Source organism: Streptococcus vulneris (assembly GCF_019218685.1).
Classification (GTDB): Bacteria; Bacillota; Bacilli; order Lactobacillales; family Streptococcaceae; genus Streptococcus; species Streptococcus vulneris.
The window spans coordinates 54,141-76,342 of record NZ_JAHUZC010000009.1 but is presented as its reverse complement, the minus strand read 5'-3'; the positions used below and the strand labels follow the sequence as shown (position 1 = coordinate 76,342).

The following is a 22,202-nucleotide window of genomic DNA, read 5'->3' as shown; positions in this document are numbered from 1 at the left end:
TTCTTATTCTGAATCTTTTGGTGTTTCTGTAAATTCTTTCTTAGGTTTGTGGTCCTTGTGATGACGTGGGCGGTGAGGTCTCTCAGACTTTTCGCCTTTTTCATCACGTTCAGGTTTTGGAGGACGAGGAAGAAGGGCTTTCATAGAAGCATCCACACGTCCTTTTTCATCAATCTTGATAACCTTAACATCGACTTCGTCTCCGATAGCTACCAAGTCTTCGACATTATTAGTACGAGTCCAAGCCATTTCCGAAATGTGAACGAGGGCATCTGTCTTGTCAAAGAGGTTGACAAAGGCACCAAATTTCTCGATACGAACAACCTTAGCATGGTAAACTTCATCCACTTTAGCTTCACGAACCAAACCAGCAATGATTTCTTTGGCACGGTTAATAGCATCTTGATCGCTAGAGTAGATAGACACATTTCCTTCTTCATCGATATCAATCTTAACGCCTGTTTCAGCGATAATCTTGTCGATGGTTTCTCCACCCTTACCGATGACAATCTTGATCTTGTCAACATCAATCTTGATAGTGTCAATTTTCGGAGCAGTTGGTGCCAATTCTGGTCGAACTTCTGGAATGGTTGCTTCAATCACATCAAGGATTTCAAAACGAGCTTTCTTGGCTTGGGCAAGAGCCTCTGTCAAGATTTCTGCAGTGATTCCTTGAATCTTGATATCCATTTGAAGGGCTGTAATACCGTCACGAGTACCTGCAACCTTGAAGTCCATATCTCCAAAGTGGTCTTCCAGACCTTGGATATCTGTCAATACTGTGTAGTTATTTCCATCTGAGATAAGTCCCATGGCAATCCCTGCTACTGGCGCCTTGATTGGCACACCACCAGCCATAAGAGCAAGAGTTCCCGCACAGATAGAGGCTTGAGAAGAAGAACCGTTTGATTCCAAAACTTCTGCTACTAGACGAATAGCATATGGGAATTCTTCCAAACTTGGCAAGACTTGAGCAAGGGCACGCTCACCCAGAGCCCCGTGACCAATTTCACGACGACCTGGCGCACCGTAACGACCAGTTTCCCCTACAGAGTATTGTGGGAAGTTATAGTGGTGCATAAAGCGTTTCTTGTACTCAGGATCCAAACCATCGATGATTTGAGTTTCCCCCATCGGTGCCAAGGTCAAGACTGAAAGGGCTTGAGTTTGACCACGAGTGAAGAGACCTGATCCATGCACACGAGGAAGGAAGTCAACAACCGCATCCAAAGGACGGATTTCATCGACCTTACGGCCGTCAGGACGCACCTTATCTTCTGTGATCAAACGACGCACTTCTGCGTGTTCCATTTGTTCCAAGATTTCAGCCACATCACGCATGATACGGTCAAATTCTTCGTGGTCCGCATATTTTTCTTCGTAAACGGCAATAACTTGGTCCTTAACTGCTTGAGTTGCAGCTTCACGAGCCAATTTTTCTTCTACTTGGACCGCTTTTTGGAGGTCGCTGTTGTAGGCTGCGATAATTTCAGCTTGCAAGTCAGCGTCCACATGAAGCAATTCTACTTCAGCCTTTTCCTTACCGACTGCTGCAACGATTTCTTCTTGGAAGGCAATCAATTCTTTGACCGCTTCGTGCCCTTTAAGGAGCGCTTCCAGCATGATTTCTTCTGACAATTCTTTGGCACCAGACTCTACCATGTTGATGGCGTGTTTAGTTCCTGCTACTGTCAATTCAAGAAGCGAACGCTCTGCTTGTTCTTGAGTTGGGTTGATGATGATTTGACCATCTACATAGCCCACTTGCACCCCAGCGATTGGGCCGTCAAATGGAATATCTGAAACAGAAAGCGCCAAGGATGAACCAAACATAGCTGCCATTGGTGCAGATGCATTTCCATCATAAGAAAGAACTGTGTTGATGACTTGTACTTCATTACGGAAACCTTCCGCAAACATAGGACGGATTGGACGGTCAATCAAACGCGCTGTCAAAGTCGCATCCGTTGAAGGACGTCCTTCACGTTTCATAAAGCCACCAGGAAACTTCCCGGCCGCATACATTTTTTCTTCATAGTTGACTTGAAGGGGGAAGAAATCCCCAGTTGCCATTTTCTTAGACATAACGGCCGCAGTCAAGACAGTTGACTCACCGTAACGCACGACAACAGAACCATTTGCCTGCTTAGCAACCTGACCAGTCTCTACAATTAACTCACGACCCGCAAAAGTCGTTTGAAACACTTGTTTTGTCATTTTAATCCCCTTTGGATTGATGAAATTATACGCCTTGCCTACAAAAATCAAGATACTAAGCCGTAAAGCAACTCAAAGGAAAATAGGAAATCGAACGACGGAGCGACTGCTCCTAGGTAGATTTATCTTTTTCCACAGAGTTGTAGGCGTGTTCAGTTACTCAATATATTTTGGACGGTTCGGCTTGCAGAACATTTCTGTAGAAAAATAGGAAGGTGACGCCACACTTGACGAGTGCTAAGAAGCTTATCTTTTTTCCTAAGAAATGAGGCCAAAATTCAATTAAGAATCTTTTTGATATTTCCCTGGATTTCCAATATTAATTATTGAGTACTTCGCCTTTTTATTTCTATGCTCATGCTAAAATAGTTCCCCAAACTATTTTACTTTCAAAAATCCCATCTTAGATAATAACATTGTTATTATCTAAGATACCACTATAGCATGAAATATCTTTTAAATACTCACTCCGTTCGTGTTTTTTGAGACACACATTATCAGATTTTGTTTAAAAAATAATCAACTTTAAACAAACTTCTACAACCTAAATACCCTCATCTTTGTATCAAGTACGTACAGAGTCTATTTTATCATATTTTTCTTAAAAAGTGCGGTCTTTACCATTAAAAAGGAACCATTCTCCTCACCTGAGAAGAATGGTTTGCTTTTTATTATCCGAGAGACTGGTGATTAAACAAGGCATGTGTTGCTTGGTGGATGTATTTTGCTGTTTCAGCATTGTTCATAGTGTAGAGATGCACACCGGCAACATCCTGAGTTACCAAGTCCACGATTTGGTCCACTGCATAGGCAAGTCCTGCTGCTCTGAGCGACTCAGGGTCATGCTCATACTTGTCTAAGATGGCTTTAAATTTGCGTGGAAGATGGATATTCTCACAAGTCTTCAAGAGGCGGAGAGCCTGATTTCGATTCAGAATTGGCATAATCCCTGCATGAATGGGAACATCAATCCCAGCCAAGATGCACTTGTCTTGGAAATCATAGAAGCGCTCATTGTCAAAGAAAAGCTGAGTTACAAGGCTCGAACAGCCTGCATCTACTTTCTTCTTAAGATTTTGAATATCTGAAATCTGATTGGGTGAATCTGGATGCCCTTCTGGATAACAAGCACCAACAATATCAAAGTGAGGGGCTTGTTCCTTGATGAACTCAATCAAGTCAGTTGCATAGCGGAAATCCTTTTGCGGCTCCACATCAGGGATAATATCCCCACGCAATGCCAAGATTTTCTGTACCCCAACCTTGTCCAAGTCAGCAATGGTTTCAGCCACCTTGTCCTTAGTCAAATAGATGGCTGGCAAGTGGGCAATAGTCGGAATCGTCAAGTCATTTTGGATAAAGTCAGCCAAACGAACCGTCGTTTCCTTGATATTAAATTTATTATTGCTGGCAGTTACACTGATAAAGTGGGGAGCCAACTCCTGCATATCTTGAAGAGCAGAAATAATTTTATCATTACCCACGGCTGGGTTGGGAGGGAACACTTCAAATGAGAGTGACGGTGTTTGGCGCGACATAGTCATTATCCTTTTCTAGTTGATTTTTTTCGTTAGCTGGATTCCTAGAATCCAAGTGAAACAGGCAGATTGACCAAACAGCGCTTCTTGAGAAATCCTTATCTTACAATTTCTCACGCGCAGCTTTAGCTGCTTCAACAAGGCGGATCAAGCTTTCTTTTGTTTCTGGAATACCACGTGTTTTCAAACCACAGTCAGGGTTAATCCAAACTTTCTTGCTTGGCACTTTAGCAAGGATGGCTTCGATTGTATTGTCGATTTCACCTTCATTTGGCACACGAGGTGAGTGGATATCGTAAACCCCAGGTCCCACTTCTGTTTGGAAGTTTTTCGCTTTGAGTTCGTCCAAGATTTCAAGGTTTGAACGGCTAGCTTCAAAGGAAATAACGTCCGCATCCATGTTGTCGATAGCTGGGATGATATCTGTAAATTCTGAGTAACACATGTGAGTGTGGATTTGTGTGTCTGGCGCTACTGTTGAGTGTACCAAGCGGAAGGCAGGAATTGCCCAGTCAAGGTAGTCTTCGTACCAGTCGCTACGACGGAGTGGCAATTTTTCACGAAGAGCAGCCTCATCGATTTGGATGATCTTCACGCCAGCAGCTTCAAGGTCAAGAACTTCATCCTTGATAGCAAGGGCGATTTGAAGAGTAGAATCCTTGATAGAGATGTCTTCACGTGGGAATGACCAGTTGAGGATGGTAACAGGTCCAGTCAACATACCTTTAACAGGTTTGTTTGTACGGCTTTGTGCATAGCTAGACCATTTAACAGTGATTGGGTTGAGACGAGTGACATCACCCCAGATGATTGGTGGTTTAACTCCACGCATACCGTATGATTGTACCCAACCATTTTTAGAGAAGAGGTAACCTGACAAGTTTTGACCGAAGTACTCAACCATGTCATTACGCTCGAACTCACCGTGAACAAGGACATCAAAGTCGATATCTTCTTGCCATTTGATCCATTCATCGATCGTTTCAGCAAGGAAAGCATCGTACTCTTCTTGAGACAATTCACCTTTACGGTAAGCCAAACGTTTAGCACGAACTTCTTTTGTTTGAGGGAATGAACCGATAGTTGTTGTTGGAAGAGCTGGAAGTTTGAAAGCTTCTTCTTGGATAGCTTCACGTTCAGCAAATGCTGGCAAACGAGTGTAGTCTGCATCAGTCAAACCAGCGATACGCGCACGAAGTTCAGCATTTTCACCAACACGCTCATTCGCAAAGAGTTCTTTGTTGGCTGCAAGTGCTTCTTCACCTTGACCATTGCGGATAGCATCCAAATCACGGATCTCATCTAATTTTTCAACTGCAAAGGCAAAGTGGTTCAAGATAGCTGGTTCAAATTCTTCATTAGCTGTTGTAAATGGCACATGAAGAAGTGAGCATGAGCTAGTCAAAACGATGTTTTCAGCTGGGATTTGCTCAAGAACAGCCAAGCTCTTTTCGTAGTTATTACGCCAGATGTTTTTACCATTGACAATACCTGCGTAGAGAGTCTTGTCAGCTGGGAAGCCACCTTTAACCAATTCAAGAGTTTTCTTACCTTCAACGAAATCAAGACCGATAGCATCTACTGGCAAGTTTACAAGGTCATCGTAAACGTCACGAACGTCACCAAAGTATGTTTGAAGCAAGACTTCAAGACCTTTCTTATCAGCCAAAAGTTTGTTGTAGAGGTTCAAGAAGAGAGCTTTTTCTTCAGCTGTCAAGTCTTTTACAAGAGCCGCTTCATCCAATTGGATGCGAGTCGCACCAAGTTCAGCCAATTTTGCAAAAACTTCTTGGTAAGCAGCCACTAAGCTGTCTACGAAGTCTTCTGCTTTCACACCTTCTTCAAAATCTGACAATTGAAGAAAAGTGAATGGACCTACAAGAACAGGACGAGTGTTCAATCCAAGTTCTTTTGCTTCTTGGAACTCATCGAAGATCTTGTGACCTGCAAGTTTAACTTGAGTGTCTTTTTCAAATTTAGGAACGATGTAGTGGTAGTTGGTGTTGAACCATTTCTTCATTGGAAGAGCGCGAACGTCCCCTTTTTCTCCTTGGTAACCACGACCCAAAGCGAAGTAGCGCTCAAGGTCAGACAAGTCCAAGTTTTGAACTGAAGCAGGTACCACGTTGAAAAGGAATGCTGCATCTAGGAAGTTGTCATAGTGAGAAAAGTCATTTGATGGAATTTCAGTGATGCCTTTTTCTTTGACAATGTTCCAGTGTTTCGCACGCAAGTCTTTTGCGGCTGCCAAGAGTTCTTCTTCTGAGATTTCTTTTCTAAAGTATTTTTCAGTTGTAAATTTTAATTCGCGGAATTCGCCCAAACGAGGGAAACCGATGATTGTAGTTGACATGATGTGTCCTCCAAAATTTGTTGTTGAAACTATCTTAACAGAAAAGAAAGCGTCTGTATAATTGTAAAAAATTAGGCTTTGATATAGTTTGAAACTATATCTCCGTTTTAGACAAAAGAAAAAGACTTGAGACACATGCCTCAAATCCTTTGTGTAGCTTGCTTTATAGCTGTATTTTAGTTAGACGATTCAAACGTGTTATTAGTAATTCTTATAAGTGACTATGACTTGTTATTAGAAAAGACTATAAGTCAATCCCCTTCTCTCGGAGATTGTCCAGACACTCCTCATAGTAGGCATCGTCATGTTCGCTGTATATAGGACTGGTCAATTTTTCCTCTGCTAAGTCTTGATAAGGAGGGCAGGTCTTACCTCGGTAGTTCTTGTCCAGCCACTCTGGACTGACCTTAAAGCCTCGTTTACCCATCTCCTCCATAATCAAGTCATGATAGGCATAGAGACGATAGGGCGAGTGGGTAAAGACGTAGTCAACCGTCGAATGCTTTCTGCCCCAACCGTTGCCACGAAGAGCGCAGCATTCTCGATGCTGCCCCAAAAGTTGAGGACGAGGAAGCTGTGAAATCAAAGCCTCATGCCAAAGTCTCATGACAATCTCCTTTCAGTAAAGTCGAATGTTGCAAGTAGGTATTTGGATAGCAATCAAGCAAATCTCGAGTCTTAGTGATCAAGTCTTCCTTAGAAGCCTGACCAAAGCGGTAACGATCCAGCAAGAGCATATAGTCCTTGCGCTCAGCATCTGTCGCTTTCTTTTTGAAATAGCCCCAAATATGCTGAAAGGCATTGCAAACCTGACCCCTGTGTTCTGGAATCTGGCAGGCACGGTCAATCATCTCTTGAACATGACTCACCTCCACCTCTTCATTCTTGAGATACTGGCGAATCTCATTGTAAATATTGCTAGAATAGCTCAAAACGAGGTATTTGTTTCTCGCCCAGAGTTGCTGGCAAAGGGCACGTTGGTTGTTATTTTCCATATTTCTCCTTACTTTCTACTAGTTCCCCGGAAATATGGAAACAAAGTTATATCTTAAAAATGAGCGAATTATGAGCGGAATATGAGCGAATCAATTACTCCCATCATCCTTTAAACTCTTTCAAAAACTTTTTGAGTTCAGCATCGGCTTCTGGTTAGGGGAAATTCTTAATAATATACAAAATGACTTTAATTCTAAAAGACTTTCTTATTTATTTCCGAAACATTATTTTTACCAGCTCTTCCATCACTTGGTGTTTTTGCCATGGTAATAGTATAACGGTTATCATCAAAATATGTTAGTTTATAATATTTCCCATCCTCTGTAACGGTAAATCCCAGTTGTTTCAATTCTTGCTTTAATTTTCCATTCAAACCACTGTAGTTTGTCAATAGTCGTTTAATCTTGTCTCTCTTGTGATTGAGGATATTCTCACTATCATTCTGTTGGATAATATCTTGAATAATATGTTTCTTACGAGTTTCATCTTGGATATTCTGTAAGGAATCACTCAGAACTGACAAAACAAATTCCTTTTTCTCACCTTGAAAGAGCTCCTTCTCAGTTCCACTTGATATAAAACTACTATCACTAGCTTGTTTATTATTGAAAATATCTCTATAATAGGCTAGCTCTTGTTCCAGATCAGAAATACTACTACGTAAACGACCATTTTCTTCCGTTAACGCATCAAAATCATTACTAAAACTATCTAGGAGTTCTTCTGTCTCCTCTTTGGTTCTCTCAGCTTTTGTACGTTTAGATTTTTGACTTTCAAAACGATCTCGAAGTAAAGAAGTTAGTACGCCATCCCAAGTATACAAAGGATCAATGCTTTGCTGATTTGTAAAATTTATAATCGCTTTTACAATGTTTTGTCTAGTTATAATTGGATCAAAATATTCATGATTTAGAAACCTCTTATGTTTCACTACATCTGATTGATAATAGATTCCAATTGCCCCATTATACTCGTTAGTGCTATTACATTGCTCTCGAATAAAAGTATTTGTTCCAAGATCTCCTTGAACAAAAATATGTGCTACTCCTTTAAGAGCATAAGCTAATTTATCGACATCAATAGGGATATTGTTTGAGAATGTTTTTGATACATAAACAACCGGTAAATCATAGAACTTTTTACCATTTATGACAGCGGTCAAAATACTTGCGTTTTCACGGTCAATCAGGTGGGGAGTCATTAGTACAGGAAGATCATTATCATTTACAACGTATCCTTTCTCAATCAATAATTTAATAAATAATGGAGTTGTAAATGAAGGATCGACACCAATAGCATCTTCTGTAAAACTACGATCTAACATGATTGACATCTTATAGTCCTTAAAGTTCATGATATAATCTGTTTTCCAAATGATACCATCATCTAATTTTTTTACATATCTTACAGCTACGATTTCTTCATTTCTGTATTCTTTAAATTCAAGAGAGATTGTTTCATCACCAAATTTTTGATTATAGGATCCATCCCACTTCAAATTACGTATAACATTATCTTCATGTGGACTTCCTTGATTCCATTCAATCACTAAATTCAAAAAAGCATCTTTAGTCAACGACTTATCAATCTTTAAAATTGTAGAAAAAAGTAACATTTCTCTTCCTTTCTATGGACTATATAAAAAACGTAAATGAATGAATAAGAATTTTCCAGAATTGTTGTTTAGCAACCTGATAAAAGTCTATAAATTTGATATTAGGAACAAAACTATTTAATAGTGCAGTAGTAGTAATTAGTAGAGAAACTCCCAACAGAACTCCCCATGTCCAATTTATTATTCTTTTAAAATTTTTAACTTTCTCAATTTCATAATCAAGTTGAATACTATTAAAGATATTTTCTATTTCTCTCTCAAGCAAGACATCCTCATAATTTTTTTTCAAAACATCAAATAGTTCTTTAAAATTTTTCAAATCGTTTCTAAATTTCAAATTTGATATAAGCCAAAAAATGATTGAACCAATCAAAGCAATAACAATTATTATTAGGATATCTTTTGTAAAAATTTTATCTAATTCTCTATCTGATATTGCATTTGCCAAAATAACTGAAAAAAAGAAACCTATTATTGCATACAGATTTTTAAGAAAAGTTTCCAAAATGGTATTTGTATAATTTTTTAATTTAGAAATAGATTCAATAATATACTCTGATAAGTCTTTCTTAGCATCCAAATAAATATTCACTTTTTCTTTAATATAGATATTATAAGATTTTTGAAGATCTCGAATCACATTATTATTAGAATTAGAATTAAAAATATCCATACATAAATATTCAAAAACAGAACGAGCAATAGATGATTTATCAATATAGTTATCAGTATTGTAAATCCAATTATAAATCTCGAAAATTGTAGGGTTGTATTCTAGCTTATCATTTAAATTCACTTTTAGTGTTTGACCAATATCATTTAATTGGTAAAACAGGATATCTTCTTTTATTTCTGATGAAGTCGCAATATAAATTGCTCCTAAAATCATCTCTATCCTACTAAAATATTCTTTCAGACGGGCAATACTCTCTTCAGCTAAATTTGTTTCAGTAACATGAAAATCATCTGGTAAAAGTTCAAATTTATCCTGATTATAAAATGAAGTCGTGTTCTTTACTTTAAATAGTCGATCCGCTCTATTAAAAATTTCGAAAGATTTATTATAAAAAGAACGAAAGTAAATAGATTTTGTATGTAAATAAAATTCTTTTATATTGGGATCTAAAATTTCAAATTGAATTATTTTATCACCACTTGAAAATAATTTATGGAAATAAGAAAATGTTTCTACCAATGGTTTTTCTATTAAATGTTCTAGAAAAGAATCCCAGTAATAAATAGATTGTTTACTATCAATAATTTTTTTATCAATTATAAGAGAGATATTAAGAGTTTCAGATGAATTAATATAGTCATTAAACTCATATTCCTTGGTCTCTTTTTTAAAAACAAAGATATCATCATTCTCATTTTCAAAAGTGAATTCCCCTTCATCTCGGGGAGATATATTATCCAAAATTTGAGAAAAAAATGGAAATTTTTTGAATTCCTTCTTATCAGATAGGCTTATACTTGCCTCAAATCTACTCCTATGATCCCTACAATTAAAAATGCTAAGTAATTCTGGATTCATCTATCCGTCCTTTATATTTATCAAAAGAGTTGTATACATCATTATTGGTAGTCTCTACCATAATATAATGTATACCTTCTTCGTTTTCAAATGACTTAATTTTTTCTATGTTATCTTCTACTCTTAATTTTATTCCAGGATAAAGATCGTAGGTTGCTCTAATTCTAGCTTTCAAAGCAGATAAAGACACCGTAAACAAACTATCAAAACCTTTTTGAGAGGGCAGGGTTAATAGATGTTTGCGAATTCGTTCTTGTTCATCATTCTCAAGAGAAACTGATTTATAATCATCAAAGATTGTAGAAATCATCTCTTCAAAATTGATTAATTTGTTAGTCCTAAAATAACTAATAAATGCATTGCGGATAATACTTCTATCTTCAGGGTGCTTTTTTTTCATTGTTCTATTTAAGTATGAATCAATCGATTTAAAAGCTCGCCCTGTATTTATTTCATCAGATGTTTTTTCTTGAAGTTCTAAAAAATCATCAAACCAATATTTAGCTACATTATCAAGATAAATTTTCACACCCTCAACATCATATGTTGAGCCATCGATCAGATAGATACATGACTTATAAACTTTCTTTAGTTCTTTTTGAAAACCAGTTTGAAAAGAATAATCTTCATCGTTCACAAAACTAGTATGCTCAACTTTTGCTAGTAGATATAAATATTTCTCTAATTTATCATCATAAAAGATGGCCTGAATTAGTGAACCTACTTGTACTTCAATATTCAATTTATTGACTTGTTGTTGTGCTTCTATCTCCTTGATTAGTAACCTTTGAGCAATATCCGTAAAATATTTTTTGGTTTTTTCTTCAACAACTTGACTAAAAAGAATTTGCCTTATATTTTTTAAAACGAATGAATCCTCACTTCGTGGTTCATACTCTTTTACTACTTTATTACCAGTTATTGTATTAAAAATTTGCTGCAAATAATCCTCGAATTCAGCTGGAATTTCTTTTGATTGAGTAAGCTTTTTATCTCGATTAATCACCTGAATATCACATAAAATAAGTTCCATCACTACTCCTAATATTTTTTGGGGTTAACAAACTAACTATCTAATTACTGACATAATCAATAATCTTACCCCATTTCTTTTACATTTTCTTCAATGAACATAATTTCTTCTGCACTCAGATCATATTTTCGATACAATTGCTGATCAATTTCTGCAATTGATTTTGACCAATCAATATCTGAATTAGATGCAAAGTCTTGCAAAGGAACATTTTTCCATTTATCTCTTGTAGTAGCTTGAGTTATCTTTAATACCCCCAACATAACTCGAGCAAATTTTGTTTTAATATACTTAAGACAAGCCTCTGCCTCTTGTTTAGTATCAAAACCACCGATAGACAAAAAAGTTTCTGTAGCTCCAATCAGAGGCCTCCCGATTAGGGGTGTAGAAAGCACTTCTCCAATCACACCGCTTCCATTAGCCTGCGGAAAGAATATCTTATATTTATAAAAACTTTCGGGTGGATTGAGGTAATCCATTCTTATCCATTTATAGGTACGATTCTGATTTTCCAAACCAAGAATGTGTACATCATTTTCAGATTGTTTTTCATCAAAGTAGATCAAATCAGCCAATATTTTAAATGCACCAGATCCCACATCAAACTTATGACCTTTGGACTGTATATCTTCTATTTCTGGGTGATCGGAAAGAGCTTTATCAGATAACTTGTATACTCCACGTCCACTAATAATACTGTCCAAAGTCCTTTTAGTTAAAGGAATAACTTTATGAAGAATACTATTAAGGCTCTCAAATGCTGTAAATATCTCAATAGCTCCAAACTTTTCTTTAGCATTACGATAAGTGACCGCAACACCGCCTTTTATATCAGTATTTGGAAAGACATTCGCTGAATTTTGCTCAAAGTAAACAACTTTTAGATGCTCATCTTCCAACATTTTCTTATTCCAGATTTTTGGTGTACTTCCTGCATTAAATAAAAATCGAGCAGGGGTAATCAAAACTGCCTTATCTGCGACTTCATAAGCCAAATCCATGAATCTATGATAAATTGGTGGTGCAAAGGTTGAATTTTCACCAATCGTTTCTTCCTGATACGGAGGATTCCCAATCACAACATCAAATTTCACTTTTTCAAAAGTCTCCTCTACTTGTTTTTTTCCTTCGTCAATACTTGATTTCAATGTATCTGAGAAGTTTTCGATATAGGCTACATTGGTCTTATATTTCTTATAGCCTGTTAAAGTTCTTTCTGTAATGGTCTTAGCCATTGGTGTTTTTGCAATGGCATAAATATTGTTTTCTAGGATTCCACGATAGACACTATCAGCATCAAATTTATTATCATCATTATTTTGTACATATTGATAATAGAGACTCATAGCAGCATGCAAAGGATAGAGGCCTGTCTTAGCATTAATATCAATAATTTTAGTCTCTGGATGGTAAACATTATTAGTAACATCTGTTTCAACCCAATGGAGATTTGGCTTAGCGCCATCTATCATTGACTCAAAGTTATCATCATAGAAATTAAGGCCACCAATACCTTTTGAAATTTGCATATTGACCACTCGCCATGGTGTCAAAACAGTTTCCTTATCGGGATTCTTGAAGCTACCAAATAAGGTTGCAATTTCTTCGGCACGTTCAATAAAATCAAGACTATCAAAATATTTAGCTCGTTGACGAATGATTCGACCTGCTTCAATAAAGACCTCTGCATCATAATACTTAGTGATTTCCTTAAACATTCCCTTAGTGAAACCAGAAGGCATAAATTCTTTCCAAGATTCATCATCAACTTCTTTGATGAAGTCTTCGATAGTGATATCTTTACTTAAATCAACATCCATTCCATAAATCATCATCGGAATACGAATAGAAACACCACGTAAGATAGAAATCATAGTCTTTTGTTGTTTTCGGGCCTCTTTTAGTTTCTCTATTGCCTCTTTTTCCTCTTGACTACGCTCTCGAGGAAGTTTTTTCTTAGCACGTTCTGCTTTATCATAATCTTCATTGGTTAGACCATTATTATTAACTGTCACCTTGGTAGTGGTTTTTTGTTTTTGTGTTTTTCCAACAATAGCATTTAATTTATTAAAACGTTCAGCATCATCAGAAGTAAGTGTCAAAAGATTATCATTATAAAGGCTGTCATCTTCAAATCCAGATCGAACAGCTTTTTCAGCATAGACTTTCTTTATCTGCGTTAGCATACGATCAACATCAAAAGGTTGCATACCATTATCAGCTTTACCCAAAATTGGTAAAAAGTTAAGCAAATTTGACATCGCTTGTTTCTGTTGTTGAGTATTTTTCTTACCAACACCTGAGTTAATTTGAGCACTTTCAGCCATTACTGTCAAAGCACGATCAGGAGCAAAATCAAAGATGTAACAACGTTTCTTCATACCTAATTTTTCATGAGAGAATGGAGTCTGCGCACGAAAAGCAGCCTGTAAATAATTCATTGAGCTACTTGTATTTGAAAGAAACATAACGGCTGTCCACTCTGGAACATTAACCCCTGTTGTTAATTTACGAACAGTTAAAGTAATCGTCTTTGTCCTAGACGGATCATCTGTTATTGCGTTACGAACTTTTGCAAGATCATCATCTGAACTATCTAAAATATTATCACTTTTATCATTTCTGACTACATTAACAATCTCATAATCAACCCCAAATACTGGATGTTCTTTTAAAAGTTTTTCAAAAGCATTTGCTTCTTTAACACCTGGCATAAGCCAAAGGGTATGACGTAGTTCTTCACGATACTCTTTTGTTGAAAATGGATAATTGGTCTCACTATCAGGATTCGTAATATTATCCAAAAACCGTTTTACATCATCTTTATAAACAAGTTCACCTCTATCATCAAACTTAAAGAATTCACGGAAGTTAAAAGCTTTATTTTCATCTGTGAATTTTTCTTTTTGTTTCATATCAAAGGTATACATAAGTACCTCTGGAAGTTGTTCATATGGATTCGGTTGATCAGGTTTTTCTAAGTCCCATCTCAGCTTAGCTTGCTGTTCCATGACATAGTCCCATGTATAGACTTGTTCAGGATCGAATTGATCTAAAATATTAAAAGGTGTTCCAGATAATTCTAAAATTTTTGTATGATCTTCTTTAACTAGCGCTTTCATAACTATATCGCTAAGATCTGTTTGTGTACCTTCATGAGCTTCATCAATAATAATTAAATCCCAATCTATATCGACAAAGTCTGGAAGATTAGTTTGAGCACCTTTATAGCGAAGAAGTTGAATAGAAGCAAAATAAATAAATGGATTATCTCCCTTTTTTAGTGTTGAAAGTTTTTCTCCCTTATCAACTGAACCATATAGATAACCATCATCTACTAAGCCCATCTTGTTAAAGTCTTCAAACCAAGAATCGCTTACAACTGGGCGATGAGTCATGATAAGAACCTTCTTAAATTTCTCATTTCTGATTAATTGTAGGGAAGTTAGTGTCTTACCAAATCGCATTTTGGCATTCCATAACATACGATTCTTTTTCTTAAAGGTTTTCTGCGTCTTTTCTACAGCCGCATTTTGTTCTGGTCTAAGTATAATATTTGTTGAATCTGTTACATACTCAGCAGGTTTCTCACTAATATATGCCTTCCCCTCTTTTACAGCTTTAATTGCTTCTTTTGCTGTTTCAAGGTCGGTCTTAAACCATTCATTTCCTTCTAAATTTTTAGGATGCTTAACTCCTGAACGCTTAAGGACCTCATGAACTTCATGATCATGAAACCATGTTTTTGTTGATTTTTTATATGCTAATTCAACCCACCCAATTTCAAAAGGAAGACCTGAGGTTGTCATATATTGTTTGATTCGTTTGGGTGCAATCTCACGTAAAAATTCACTATTTGGAGTCCAGTCAGTTTCAACATCATCAGAAGACACAGTTCCCTCACCGACCTTTTGAGCTCCTTCATAGGCAGGAAATAAGCCAGATTTATTATTTACAGTTTGTACATAAATGAATTTACGCTCTGCAGTTTGGTACCTTTCTTGAGCTTCAGGTTCTAAAAATTTATCATATAGCGAAACCTTGATCTCATCGTCAACATATTCTGTTACAAACCAAACTAAAATCATATAAACTAGTTCTAATGACTTTAGTGCATTTTCTTTGTTGGCGTCTTTCGGATTTAATTCGTGAGCAGCATTATTACCATGACCTTTAACCTCAAAAAAAGCATCAACTATTGTCTTATTCCCGATACGTTGTTTTAACATTTGTAATTTATCGTGAAATGTTGAATGCTTAGGTAATTCAATATATACTCGATCTGCATATAAATTTACGGTATTTTCAGCAACTTTGCGAACTTTCGTGAGTACACCTTCATAGTCTTCTTGAGTATAATTTAGTTCAGCCATATTTATGGTTGAAAAAAGTTCCGCTGTATCTATATCTACTTTTAAAAAATTAAAATTTGAAATCATAAAATTTTATTCTCCCAAGGTATAAACTTTTTTAATCCTTACTTGACGGATTTCTTTACTTTGTGTGTTTTCTTCAGTCATTTCAAATAAGCTTAGTTGTCCTTCAACTACTTTTCTATTATCAGCTATATCTTCACCAAATAATTCAGCAAATGCAAAAGGAACTTTTTCAACCAAACTAGGATAACCTTTTTTACGTTTCCACTCATTAAATATGATAGGCTCATCTGTATCAGGATGTCTTTTTGTCAATGTATTCCCTCTAACAATATTTTTAGTAATTAAGTAATGGGCTGATTTATACAGATCACTTCTACTGCTCAATCTTTCTCCAAATACTTTCTCAGCCCAATTAAGATAATGCAAAAACATTCTTGCTCTAGCAACTTCAAGGTTATCTTCAAGGTATTCAATTCCATAGATTGATGATAAAGCAAATAAAGATTTAGTTTCCCAATTTTTATTATGATAATTCTTAGTTACAGCAGAGAGTTTTCGTTCAAGTATTGCCTCTAAAAAATTCCCATCACCTGCTGATGGTTCTAGAAAAGTTGCATAGATATCTTCTGTTTTTTCCCTTATCCCAGTAGTATCTAGCATTTTTTGTACCATCCAAGAAGGTGTAAAAACCTCCCCATGTTTCTGTACTCTCTCTTTCGTTTTAATAATATTTTCTTCCATGACTCTCCCCATTCTTTAATCAACCCGATTTTATTTACATTTGAATGTACATATTGAAAATAAATTTCATCTCATCTACTATTTTCTTATATTATACCACGAAACCACAAAAATCCCCCTTAGAAATCCGCTTCTAAGGGGTTGTCTTTATCCTGCTGCTTGGGCTGGTTCTGCTGGTTTGGTCTTTTTATCTTTCTTACTACTAGTGATGAGACGGCGTTTGCTATCTCGGATGCTATTGAGTTCCTTGAGGAGTTGAGTCAGGTGTTCCTTTTCAGGATAAGCTTCTGCACTGGCTGCGGTATAGCGCATAAAGAGGTCGTAGCTAGTTGAAAGTTCGGTACGGAGTTGTCTAGTCTTGCCAACTTCCTTGGCAGACTTAGAAGCACGCGCCTTACTTTCCACTTGGTCATATTCCTCTTGAGCATTGACTACCGCTGTCAGCATAGGGGTCAGTCCTAGACTGGTCACTGCCTCATGATAGGGTGTTTCACTAAGCGTTTTGAGCAGGCTCTTGATTTCTGCCGTTTCCACATCGTTACTGTGCTTAGTGATATCCTTGTACTTGGCAAAGACTGGTTTCAGAGTTTCATGAGCTTCTTTGAGCTTAACATCCTTAATCTTAGCAAATCCTCTATGAAGGGTAAAGAGACCGACCAAGGCACTATCACGATTGCGATCAACTTCTGTCAGATTACTAGACTCTTTCGTTTCCACCACTGCAAGTTGAGCTTGAAAATCATCCAGCTTGGTTTTGAAGGGTTCCAAATGTTTGGCATACATAGCTTCATCCTTGTTTGCCTTAGAGAAAGTGAGCAAAATTTGATGAGTATCCATCATCAGGATTTCAAACTCACGGTTGGTAAAGTTGCTGTAACTAAGAGGGCGAATAGCGTATGTTTTTGTCATGATGATATCCTTTCTATTTAACGAATCATTTATTATCTTCTCTATCAAACCAAGACTGGATTAGTTCTGGAAGATAGACCTGTTTTTGATCTGTTTTTACAATGCTTCCTTGTCTAGGAGGTTGAACCAAAGGTCTATCCTTAAATACAAAGACTTGAAACAATGCACAGACCAAAAATAGAAGCCCCCATAAAGGAAGTGTCGATAGCATACTCTCCTCATCATCTTTAACTTTCTTCATCAATTTTCTCCTTTAAGTTGATACATCCATTCTAACAGTTCTCCAAACCATTTTGACCTTCATCCGCTCAACTGTCATTATTTCCATCTAAAATGTACTTTTCAGGACAAATCAGATATTTCCAAATTAAAAAATCCCTATCTGACTAGACAAACATTCCCTCTGTCAGATAGAGACTCTTACTATTTATAGATTTTAACTCTTCTAGCTTTAGAATACATATAAACTTTAGGGAAGATGACTATTCAAAAGCTAGAAGACCTCAAAACTTTCGTAGATAAGCTATTCGAAGCTTAGAATACTTTTAAATTTATGGAATTACGATAATTCGAGACTTAGAATGCATATAAACTTTAGTAAACGAACCTATTCTAAGTCTCGAAGACCTGTATTCCCATCTATTTCTTATCAAAAACACTCATCCCCCCTTTCTCCTCCAAAATATGGTATAGTAGAACTATACTATCTACGAGGAGTTTACATGTCACAGGATAAACAAATGAAAGCTGTTTCTCCCCTTCTGCAGCAAGTTATCAACATCTCATCGATTGTCGGCGGGGTTGGGAGTTTGATTTTCTGTATTTGGGCTTATCAGGCTGGGATTTTACAGTCTAAGGAAACCCTCTCTGCCTTTATCCAGCAGGCAGGCATCTGGGGGCCACCTCTCTTTATCTTTTTACAGATTTTACAGACTGTCGTTCCTATCATTCCTGGAGCCTTGACATCGGTTGCTGGGGTCTTTATCTACGGCCACATCATCGGGACTATCTACAACTATATCGGGATTGTGATTGGCTGTGCCATTATCTTTTATCTGGTGCGCCTCTACGGAGCTGCCTTTGTCCAGTCTGTCGTCAGCAAGCGTACCTATGACAAGTATATCGGCTGGTTGGATAAGGGCAATCGTTTTGACCGTTTCTTTATCTTTATGATGATTTGGCCCATTAGTCCAGCTGACTTTCTCTGTATGCTGGCTGCCCTGACCAAGATGAGCTTCAAGCGCTATATGACTATCATCATTCTGACCAAGCCCTTTACCCTCGTGGTTTATACCTACGGTCTGACCTATATTATCGACTTTTTCTGGCAAATGCTTTGACATGTAAAAAATCCGTTTGGTTTCCCAAGCGGATTTTTAGAACGTAGATTGACTATAGCTTGATACTAAATATACTTTGGTATGAAAATCATACCTATTTTTCGATAGTGAGGCGAGGACTTACCTAGCCTTTCCGCCGTGATAGAAACACCTGAAATCTAATGGTTTCAGGTGTTCGGAAACTTTGAGACATTAGGCTCAAAGTTTAGGTATGGAATTTCGAAGAAAGTCGCTACCGTCCGTAATCACTTAAGGAAAAGCTCAAAAATATTGTTTTCAACTACAAAATCCGTTTGGTTTCCCAAGCGGATTTTGTGCTTTATTTTGAAACTTCTTTTGCAAGAACAAAGTTTCCAAGAGTAGCAGAACCATTTCCTGCGACTGCTGGAGTGACGATGTACTCACGCACATCTGGCACTGGTAGGTAACCATTGAGAAGAGCTGTAAATTTCTCACGGACACGATCCAGCATGTGTTGTTGAGCCATGACCCCTCCACCAAAGACAATCACGTCTGGTCGGAAAGTCACTGTCGCATTAACCGCGGCTTGAGCGATATAGTAGGCTTGAACATCCCAAACAGGGTTGTTGAGTTCAATGTTTTCCCCACGAACACCTGTACGAGCTTCCAAACTTGGACCAGCTGCATAGCCTTCCAGACATCCTTTATGGAAAGGACAAACACCCTTAAACTCTTTTTCAATATCCATTGGGTGTCTAGCAACATAATAATGACCCATCTCAGGGTGACCCACACCGCCGATAAACTCACCACGTTGGATAACACCTGCACCGATACCTGTACCGATTGTGTAGTAAACCAAGTTTTCGATACGACCACCAGCATTGTTACGGGCAACCACTTCACCATAAGCAGAGCTGTTTACGTCTGTTGTGAAGTACATTGGCACGTTGAGGGCGCGACGAAGGGCACCAAGCAAGTCCACATTTGCCCAGTTTGGTTTTGGAGTCGTTGTGATAAAACCATAAGTTTTTGAGTTTTTGTCAATATCAATGGGACCAAATGAACCAACTGCAAGACCAGCAAGGTTATCGAATTTTGAGAAGAACTCAATGGTTTTATCGATTGTTTCGATTGGAGTTGTTGTTGGAAATTGTGTTTTTTCTACAACGTTAAAGTTTTCATCACCGACAGCACAGACAAACTTTGTACCGCCCGCTTCCAAGCTTCCATATAATTTTGTCATGATAAACCTCTTGTTTTTATTTTCTTTATTATAGCATATTTTAAAAATCTAAGTTTCTCAATTTTTTAGATTTTCCTCTGTAAATCTTACCATTCAAGCAAAAACGAACAAACATGTCATTTGTTCGTTTTCACATTAGAGAGGATTGATTAGATTTTCACTTCGATCACAGCATCCCCCTTCGCAACTGAACCTGTTGCGACTGGAGCTACTGAAGCGTAGTCAGCTGTATTTGTAACGATAACCATTGTTGTATCATCAAGTCCAGCTGCAGCGATTTTGTTTGAGTCAAATGTTCCAAGAACATCGCCAGCTTTCACCTTGTCACCTTGAGCAACTTTTGCTTCAAAACCTTCACCATTCATAGATACAGTGTCAATACCAACGTGGATCAAAACTTCAGCACCATCAGTTGTTTTCAAACCAAAAGCGTGTCCTGTTGGAAAGGCAATTGAAACTTCAGCATCAGCTGGTGCATATACCACACCTTGGCTAGGTTTCACAGCGATACCTTGTCCCATAGCTCCACTTGAGAATACTGGGTCATTAACATCAGCAAGAGCAACAACGTCACCAACGATAGGAGTTACAAGTGTTTCATTTTGAAGAGTTGCTGGAATGTTACCAGTTGTTTCTTCTTGGACCAAACGTTCTGTCTCTACTTCAGTAGCAACTTCTTTTTCATCCTCATAACCAAACATATAAGTAAGAGCGAAACCAAGAACGAATGATACAGCTACCATAAGAAGGTATTGTGCAAGTTGTCCGTTACCGATGTAAAGCATTGTACCAGGGATGACGGTGATACCATTACCAGTACCTGCAAGTCCAAGGATAGAAGCCAATCCACCACCGATTGCACCAGCAATCAATGAAAGGAAGAATGGTTTACGGAAACGCAAGTTAACCCCGAAAATAGCAGGCTCTGTAATACCTAGGAAGGCAGAAAGAGCAGCTGGGAAAGCAAGTGTTTTTAGTTTTGGATTTTTAGTTTTAACACCAACCGCAACAGTCGCAGCACCTTGAGCTGTCATAGCAGCTGTGATGATCGCGTTGAATGGGTTAGCATGGTCAGCAGCAAGCAATTGAACTTCAAGCAAGTTGAAAATGTGGTGCACACCTGACACGACAATCAATTGGTGAACCCCACCGATCAAGAAACCACCAAGACCAAATGGCAAGCTGAGGATCGCTTTTGTAGCGATAAGGATGTAGTTTTCAACGACGTGGAAGACCGGTCCAATGACAAAGAGTCCAAGGATAGACATGACCAAAAGTGTAACAAATGGCGTTACCAAGAGGTCAATGACATCTGGAACAACCTTGCGGACAGCTTTTTCAAATTTAGCTCCGACAACCCCGATGATGAAGGCTGGAAGAACAGAACCTTGCAAACCAACAACAGGGATGAAACCAAAGAAGTTCATAGCTGTTACTTCACCACCTGAAGCGACTGCCCAAGCGTTTGGAAGCGAGTCAGAAACAAGCATCATACCAAGAACGATACCAACGGCTGGATTTCCACCGAATACACGGAAGGTTGACCACACAACCAAACCTGGCAAGATGATAAAGGCTGTATCTGTCAAGATTTGCGTGTAAGTTGTCACATCAGCTGGAAGTGTCATTCCAAGAGCAGTCAAGAGACCACGCACACCCATGAAGAGACCTGTCGCTACGATAACTGGGATGATTGGAACGAAAACGTCACCGAAAGTACGAATAGCACGTTGGAACCAGTTCCCTTGTTTCGCAGCTTCCGCTTTCATGTCATCTTTAGATGATGTTGGCAAGCCAAGTGCAACAACTTCATCGTACATCTTGTTAACTGTACCTGTACCAAAGATGATTTGGTATTGACCTGAGTTAAAGAAAGCACCTTGAACTTTATCCAAGTTCTCAATCACTTCTTTATTAATTTTTCCTTCATCTTTGACCATGACACGAAGACGAGTCGCACAGTGGGCAACACTGCTGACATTTTCACGTCCGCCCAAGGCATCGATGACTTTTTTTGCAATTTCCTGATTGTTCATTTGCAAAAATCTCCTTATATAAAATTTTGTAAACTGTTTGAAAGCGATTTTATTCGCCCTACGACTTTTATTTTATCATGTTTTAGAAATATGTCAAGCGTTTTGCAGAAAAAATATTCTATCCACTTAGTAAGCATGCTTTAGATTGATTGATTTTGACTGTTTTATCAGGTTTTCCTTAAAAAAATAAGTTTAAAATCTTGGTTAAAAAGGGTTTCATTTCATTATCTTTCATATTTTCGTGAAAATTCGATTGATTTCCTGCATTTATTTTATGACAAACGTTTGACAGTTTTTTCTCTTT

15 protein-coding genes are annotated in these 22,202 nt (G+C 37.6%); 1 reads left to right on the top strand and 14 read right to left on the bottom strand.

Annotated elements, in window-relative coordinates; translation table 11 throughout:
* Positions 1 to 3 precede the first annotated feature (3 nt).
* The 12 genes from pnp to KUA57_RS07040 all read right to left on the bottom strand — a co-directional run bounded on the left by pnp (position 4) and on the right by KUA57_RS07040 (position 17,556).
* Positions 4 to 2,217, bottom strand: coding sequence for a polyribonucleotide nucleotidyltransferase (pnp, locus tag KUA57_RS07095; protein WP_218493951.1), 2,214 nt, complete (start codon positions 2,215 to 2,217; stop codon positions 4 to 6).
* A gap of 671 nt (positions 2,218 to 2,888) precedes the next feature.
* A complete protein-coding gene (gene metF / locus KUA57_RS07090) occupies positions 2,889 to 3,755 on the bottom strand; it encodes a methylenetetrahydrofolate reductase [NAD(P)H] (protein WP_218493950.1) in 867 nt (288 codons plus the stop codon).
* Positions 3,756 to 3,858: 103 nt separating this feature from the next.
* Positions 3,859 to 6,108 carry a 5-methyltetrahydropteroyltriglutamate--homocysteine S-methyltransferase gene (metE, locus tag KUA57_RS07085; protein WP_218493949.1) on the bottom strand — a complete coding sequence of 750 codons (2,250 nt, stop codon included), beginning with the start codon at positions 6,106 to 6,108 and terminating at the stop codon, positions 3,859 to 3,861.
* Positions 6,109 to 6,352: 244 nt separating this feature from the next.
* Positions 6,353 to 6,715: a TIGR02328 family protein gene (locus KUA57_RS07080; RefSeq protein WP_218493948.1), complete on the bottom strand. Its 363-nt coding sequence runs from the start codon at positions 6,713 to 6,715 to the stop codon at positions 6,353 to 6,355.
* Positions 6,699 to 7,103: a YbgA family protein gene (locus KUA57_RS07075; protein WP_218493947.1), complete on the bottom strand. Its 405-nt coding sequence runs from the start codon at positions 7,101 to 7,103 to the stop codon at positions 6,699 to 6,701. The genes KUA57_RS07080 and KUA57_RS07075 overlap by 17 nt, the downstream gene beginning before the upstream one ends.
* 194 nt (positions 7,104 to 7,297) lie before the next feature.
* The gene (locus KUA57_RS09620; RefSeq protein WP_250646331.1) at positions 7,298 to 8,719 is read right to left on the bottom strand and encodes a coiled-coil domain-containing protein; all 1,422 of its coding nucleotides are present in this window, start codon (positions 8,717 to 8,719) and stop codon (positions 7,298 to 7,300) included.
* A gap of 19 nt (positions 8,720 to 8,738) precedes the next feature.
* Positions 8,739 to 10,253, bottom strand: a complete 1,515-nt coding sequence (locus KUA57_RS07065; RefSeq protein WP_218493946.1) for a hypothetical protein — start codon at positions 10,251 to 10,253, stop codon at positions 8,739 to 8,741.
* Positions 10,234 to 11,286, bottom strand: a complete 1,053-nt coding sequence (locus KUA57_RS07060; RefSeq protein WP_218493945.1) for a hypothetical protein — start codon at positions 11,284 to 11,286, stop codon at positions 10,234 to 10,236. Before KUA57_RS07060 ends, KUA57_RS07065 begins: the two co-directional genes overlap by 20 nt.
* Before the next feature lie 65 nt (positions 11,287 to 11,351).
* Entirely contained in the window at positions 11,352 to 15,725 is a 4,374-nt protein-coding gene (locus tag KUA57_RS07055) for an Eco57I restriction-modification methylase domain-containing protein (protein WP_218493944.1), read from the bottom strand.
* A 6-nt stretch (positions 15,726 to 15,731) separates the two neighbouring features.
* On the bottom strand, positions 15,732 to 16,406 hold the full coding sequence (locus KUA57_RS07050) for a DNA methyltransferase family protein (RefSeq protein ID WP_218493943.1): 675 nt from the start codon (positions 16,404 to 16,406) through the stop codon (positions 15,732 to 15,734).
* Positions 16,407 to 16,553: 147 nt separating this feature from the next.
* Positions 16,554 to 17,315: a DUF6261 family protein gene (locus tag KUA57_RS07045; RefSeq protein ID WP_218493942.1), complete on the bottom strand. Its 762-nt coding sequence runs from the start codon at positions 17,313 to 17,315 to the stop codon at positions 16,554 to 16,556.
* A gap of 25 nt (positions 17,316 to 17,340) precedes the next feature.
* Complete coding sequence (locus tag KUA57_RS07040; protein ID WP_049516278.1) at positions 17,341 to 17,556, bottom strand: hypothetical protein; 216 nt, start codon at positions 17,554 to 17,556, stop codon at positions 17,341 to 17,343.
* A gap of 481 nt (positions 17,557 to 18,037) precedes the next feature.
* Between KUA57_RS07040 and KUA57_RS07035 the strand changes: the two genes are divergently transcribed.
* Positions 18,038 to 18,655 carry a TVP38/TMEM64 family protein gene (locus KUA57_RS07035; protein WP_000076168.1) on the top strand — a complete coding sequence of 206 codons (618 nt, stop codon included), beginning with the start codon at positions 18,038 to 18,040 and terminating at the stop codon, positions 18,653 to 18,655.
* A 319-nt stretch (positions 18,656 to 18,974) separates the two neighbouring features.
* Here the strand turns inward: KUA57_RS07035 and scrK are convergent, their stop codons facing one another.
* Together scrK and KUA57_RS07025 are read right to left on the bottom strand one after the other, a co-directional pair.
* Positions 18,975 to 19,862, bottom strand: a complete 888-nt coding sequence (gene scrK / locus KUA57_RS07030; protein ID WP_049492068.1) for a fructokinase ScrK — start codon at positions 19,860 to 19,862, stop codon at positions 18,975 to 18,977.
* A gap of 149 nt (positions 19,863 to 20,011) precedes the next feature.
* The gene (locus KUA57_RS07025) at positions 20,012 to 21,898 is read right to left on the bottom strand and encodes a sucrose-specific PTS transporter subunit IIBC (protein WP_218493941.1); all 1,887 of its coding nucleotides are present in this window, start codon (positions 21,896 to 21,898) and stop codon (positions 20,012 to 20,014) included.
* Positions 21,899 to 22,202: the final 304 nt, after the last annotated feature.

Excerpts from the sequence above, each read along its gene's own strand:
- pnp (WP_218493951.1), bottom strand. The coding sequence starts at position 2,217 with ATGACAAAACAAGTGTTTCAAACGACTTTTGCGGGTCGTGAGTTAATT.
- metF (WP_218493950.1), bottom strand. The coding sequence starts at position 3,755 with ATGTCGCGCCAAACACCGTCACTCTCATTTGAAGTGTTCCCTCCCAAC.
- metE (WP_218493949.1), bottom strand. The coding sequence starts at position 6,108 with ATGTCAACTACAATCATCGGTTTCCCTCGTTTGGGCGAATTCCGCGAA.
- KUA57_RS07080 (WP_218493948.1), bottom strand. The coding sequence starts at position 6,715 with ATGAGACTTTGGCATGAGGCTTTGATTTCACAGCTTCCTCGTCCTCAA.
- KUA57_RS07075 (WP_218493947.1), bottom strand. The coding sequence starts at position 7,103 with ATGGAAAATAACAACCAACGTGCCCTTTGCCAGCAACTCTGGGCGAGA.
- KUA57_RS09620 (WP_250646331.1), bottom strand. The coding sequence starts at position 8,719 with ATGTTACTTTTTTCTACAATTTTAAAGATTGATAAGTCGTTGACTAAA.
- KUA57_RS07065 (WP_218493946.1), bottom strand. The coding sequence starts at position 10,253 with ATGAATCCAGAATTACTTAGCATTTTTAATTGTAGGGATCATAGGAGT.
- KUA57_RS07060 (WP_218493945.1), bottom strand. The coding sequence starts at position 11,286 with ATGGAACTTATTTTATGTGATATTCAGGTGATTAATCGAGATAAAAAG.
- KUA57_RS07055 (WP_218493944.1), bottom strand. The coding sequence starts at position 15,725 with ATGATTTCAAATTTTAATTTTTTAAAAGTAGATATAGATACAGCGGAA.
- KUA57_RS07050 (WP_218493943.1), bottom strand. The coding sequence starts at position 16,406 with ATGGAAGAAAATATTATTAAAACGAAAGAGAGAGTACAGAAACATGGG.
- KUA57_RS07045 (WP_218493942.1), bottom strand. The coding sequence starts at position 17,315 with ATGACAAAAACATACGCTATTCGCCCTCTTAGTTACAGCAACTTTACC.
- KUA57_RS07040 (WP_049516278.1), bottom strand. The coding sequence starts at position 17,556 with ATGAAGAAAGTTAAAGATGATGAGGAGAGTATGCTATCGACACTTCCT.
- KUA57_RS07035 (WP_000076168.1), top strand. The coding sequence starts at position 18,038 with ATGTCACAGGATAAACAAATGAAAGCTGTTTCTCCCCTTCTGCAGCAA.
- scrK (WP_049492068.1), bottom strand. The coding sequence starts at position 19,862 with ATGACAAAATTATATGGAAGCTTGGAAGCGGGCGGTACAAAGTTTGTC.
- KUA57_RS07025 (WP_218493941.1), bottom strand. The coding sequence starts at position 21,898 with ATGAACAATCAGGAAATTGCAAAAAAAGTCATCGATGCCTTGGGCGGA.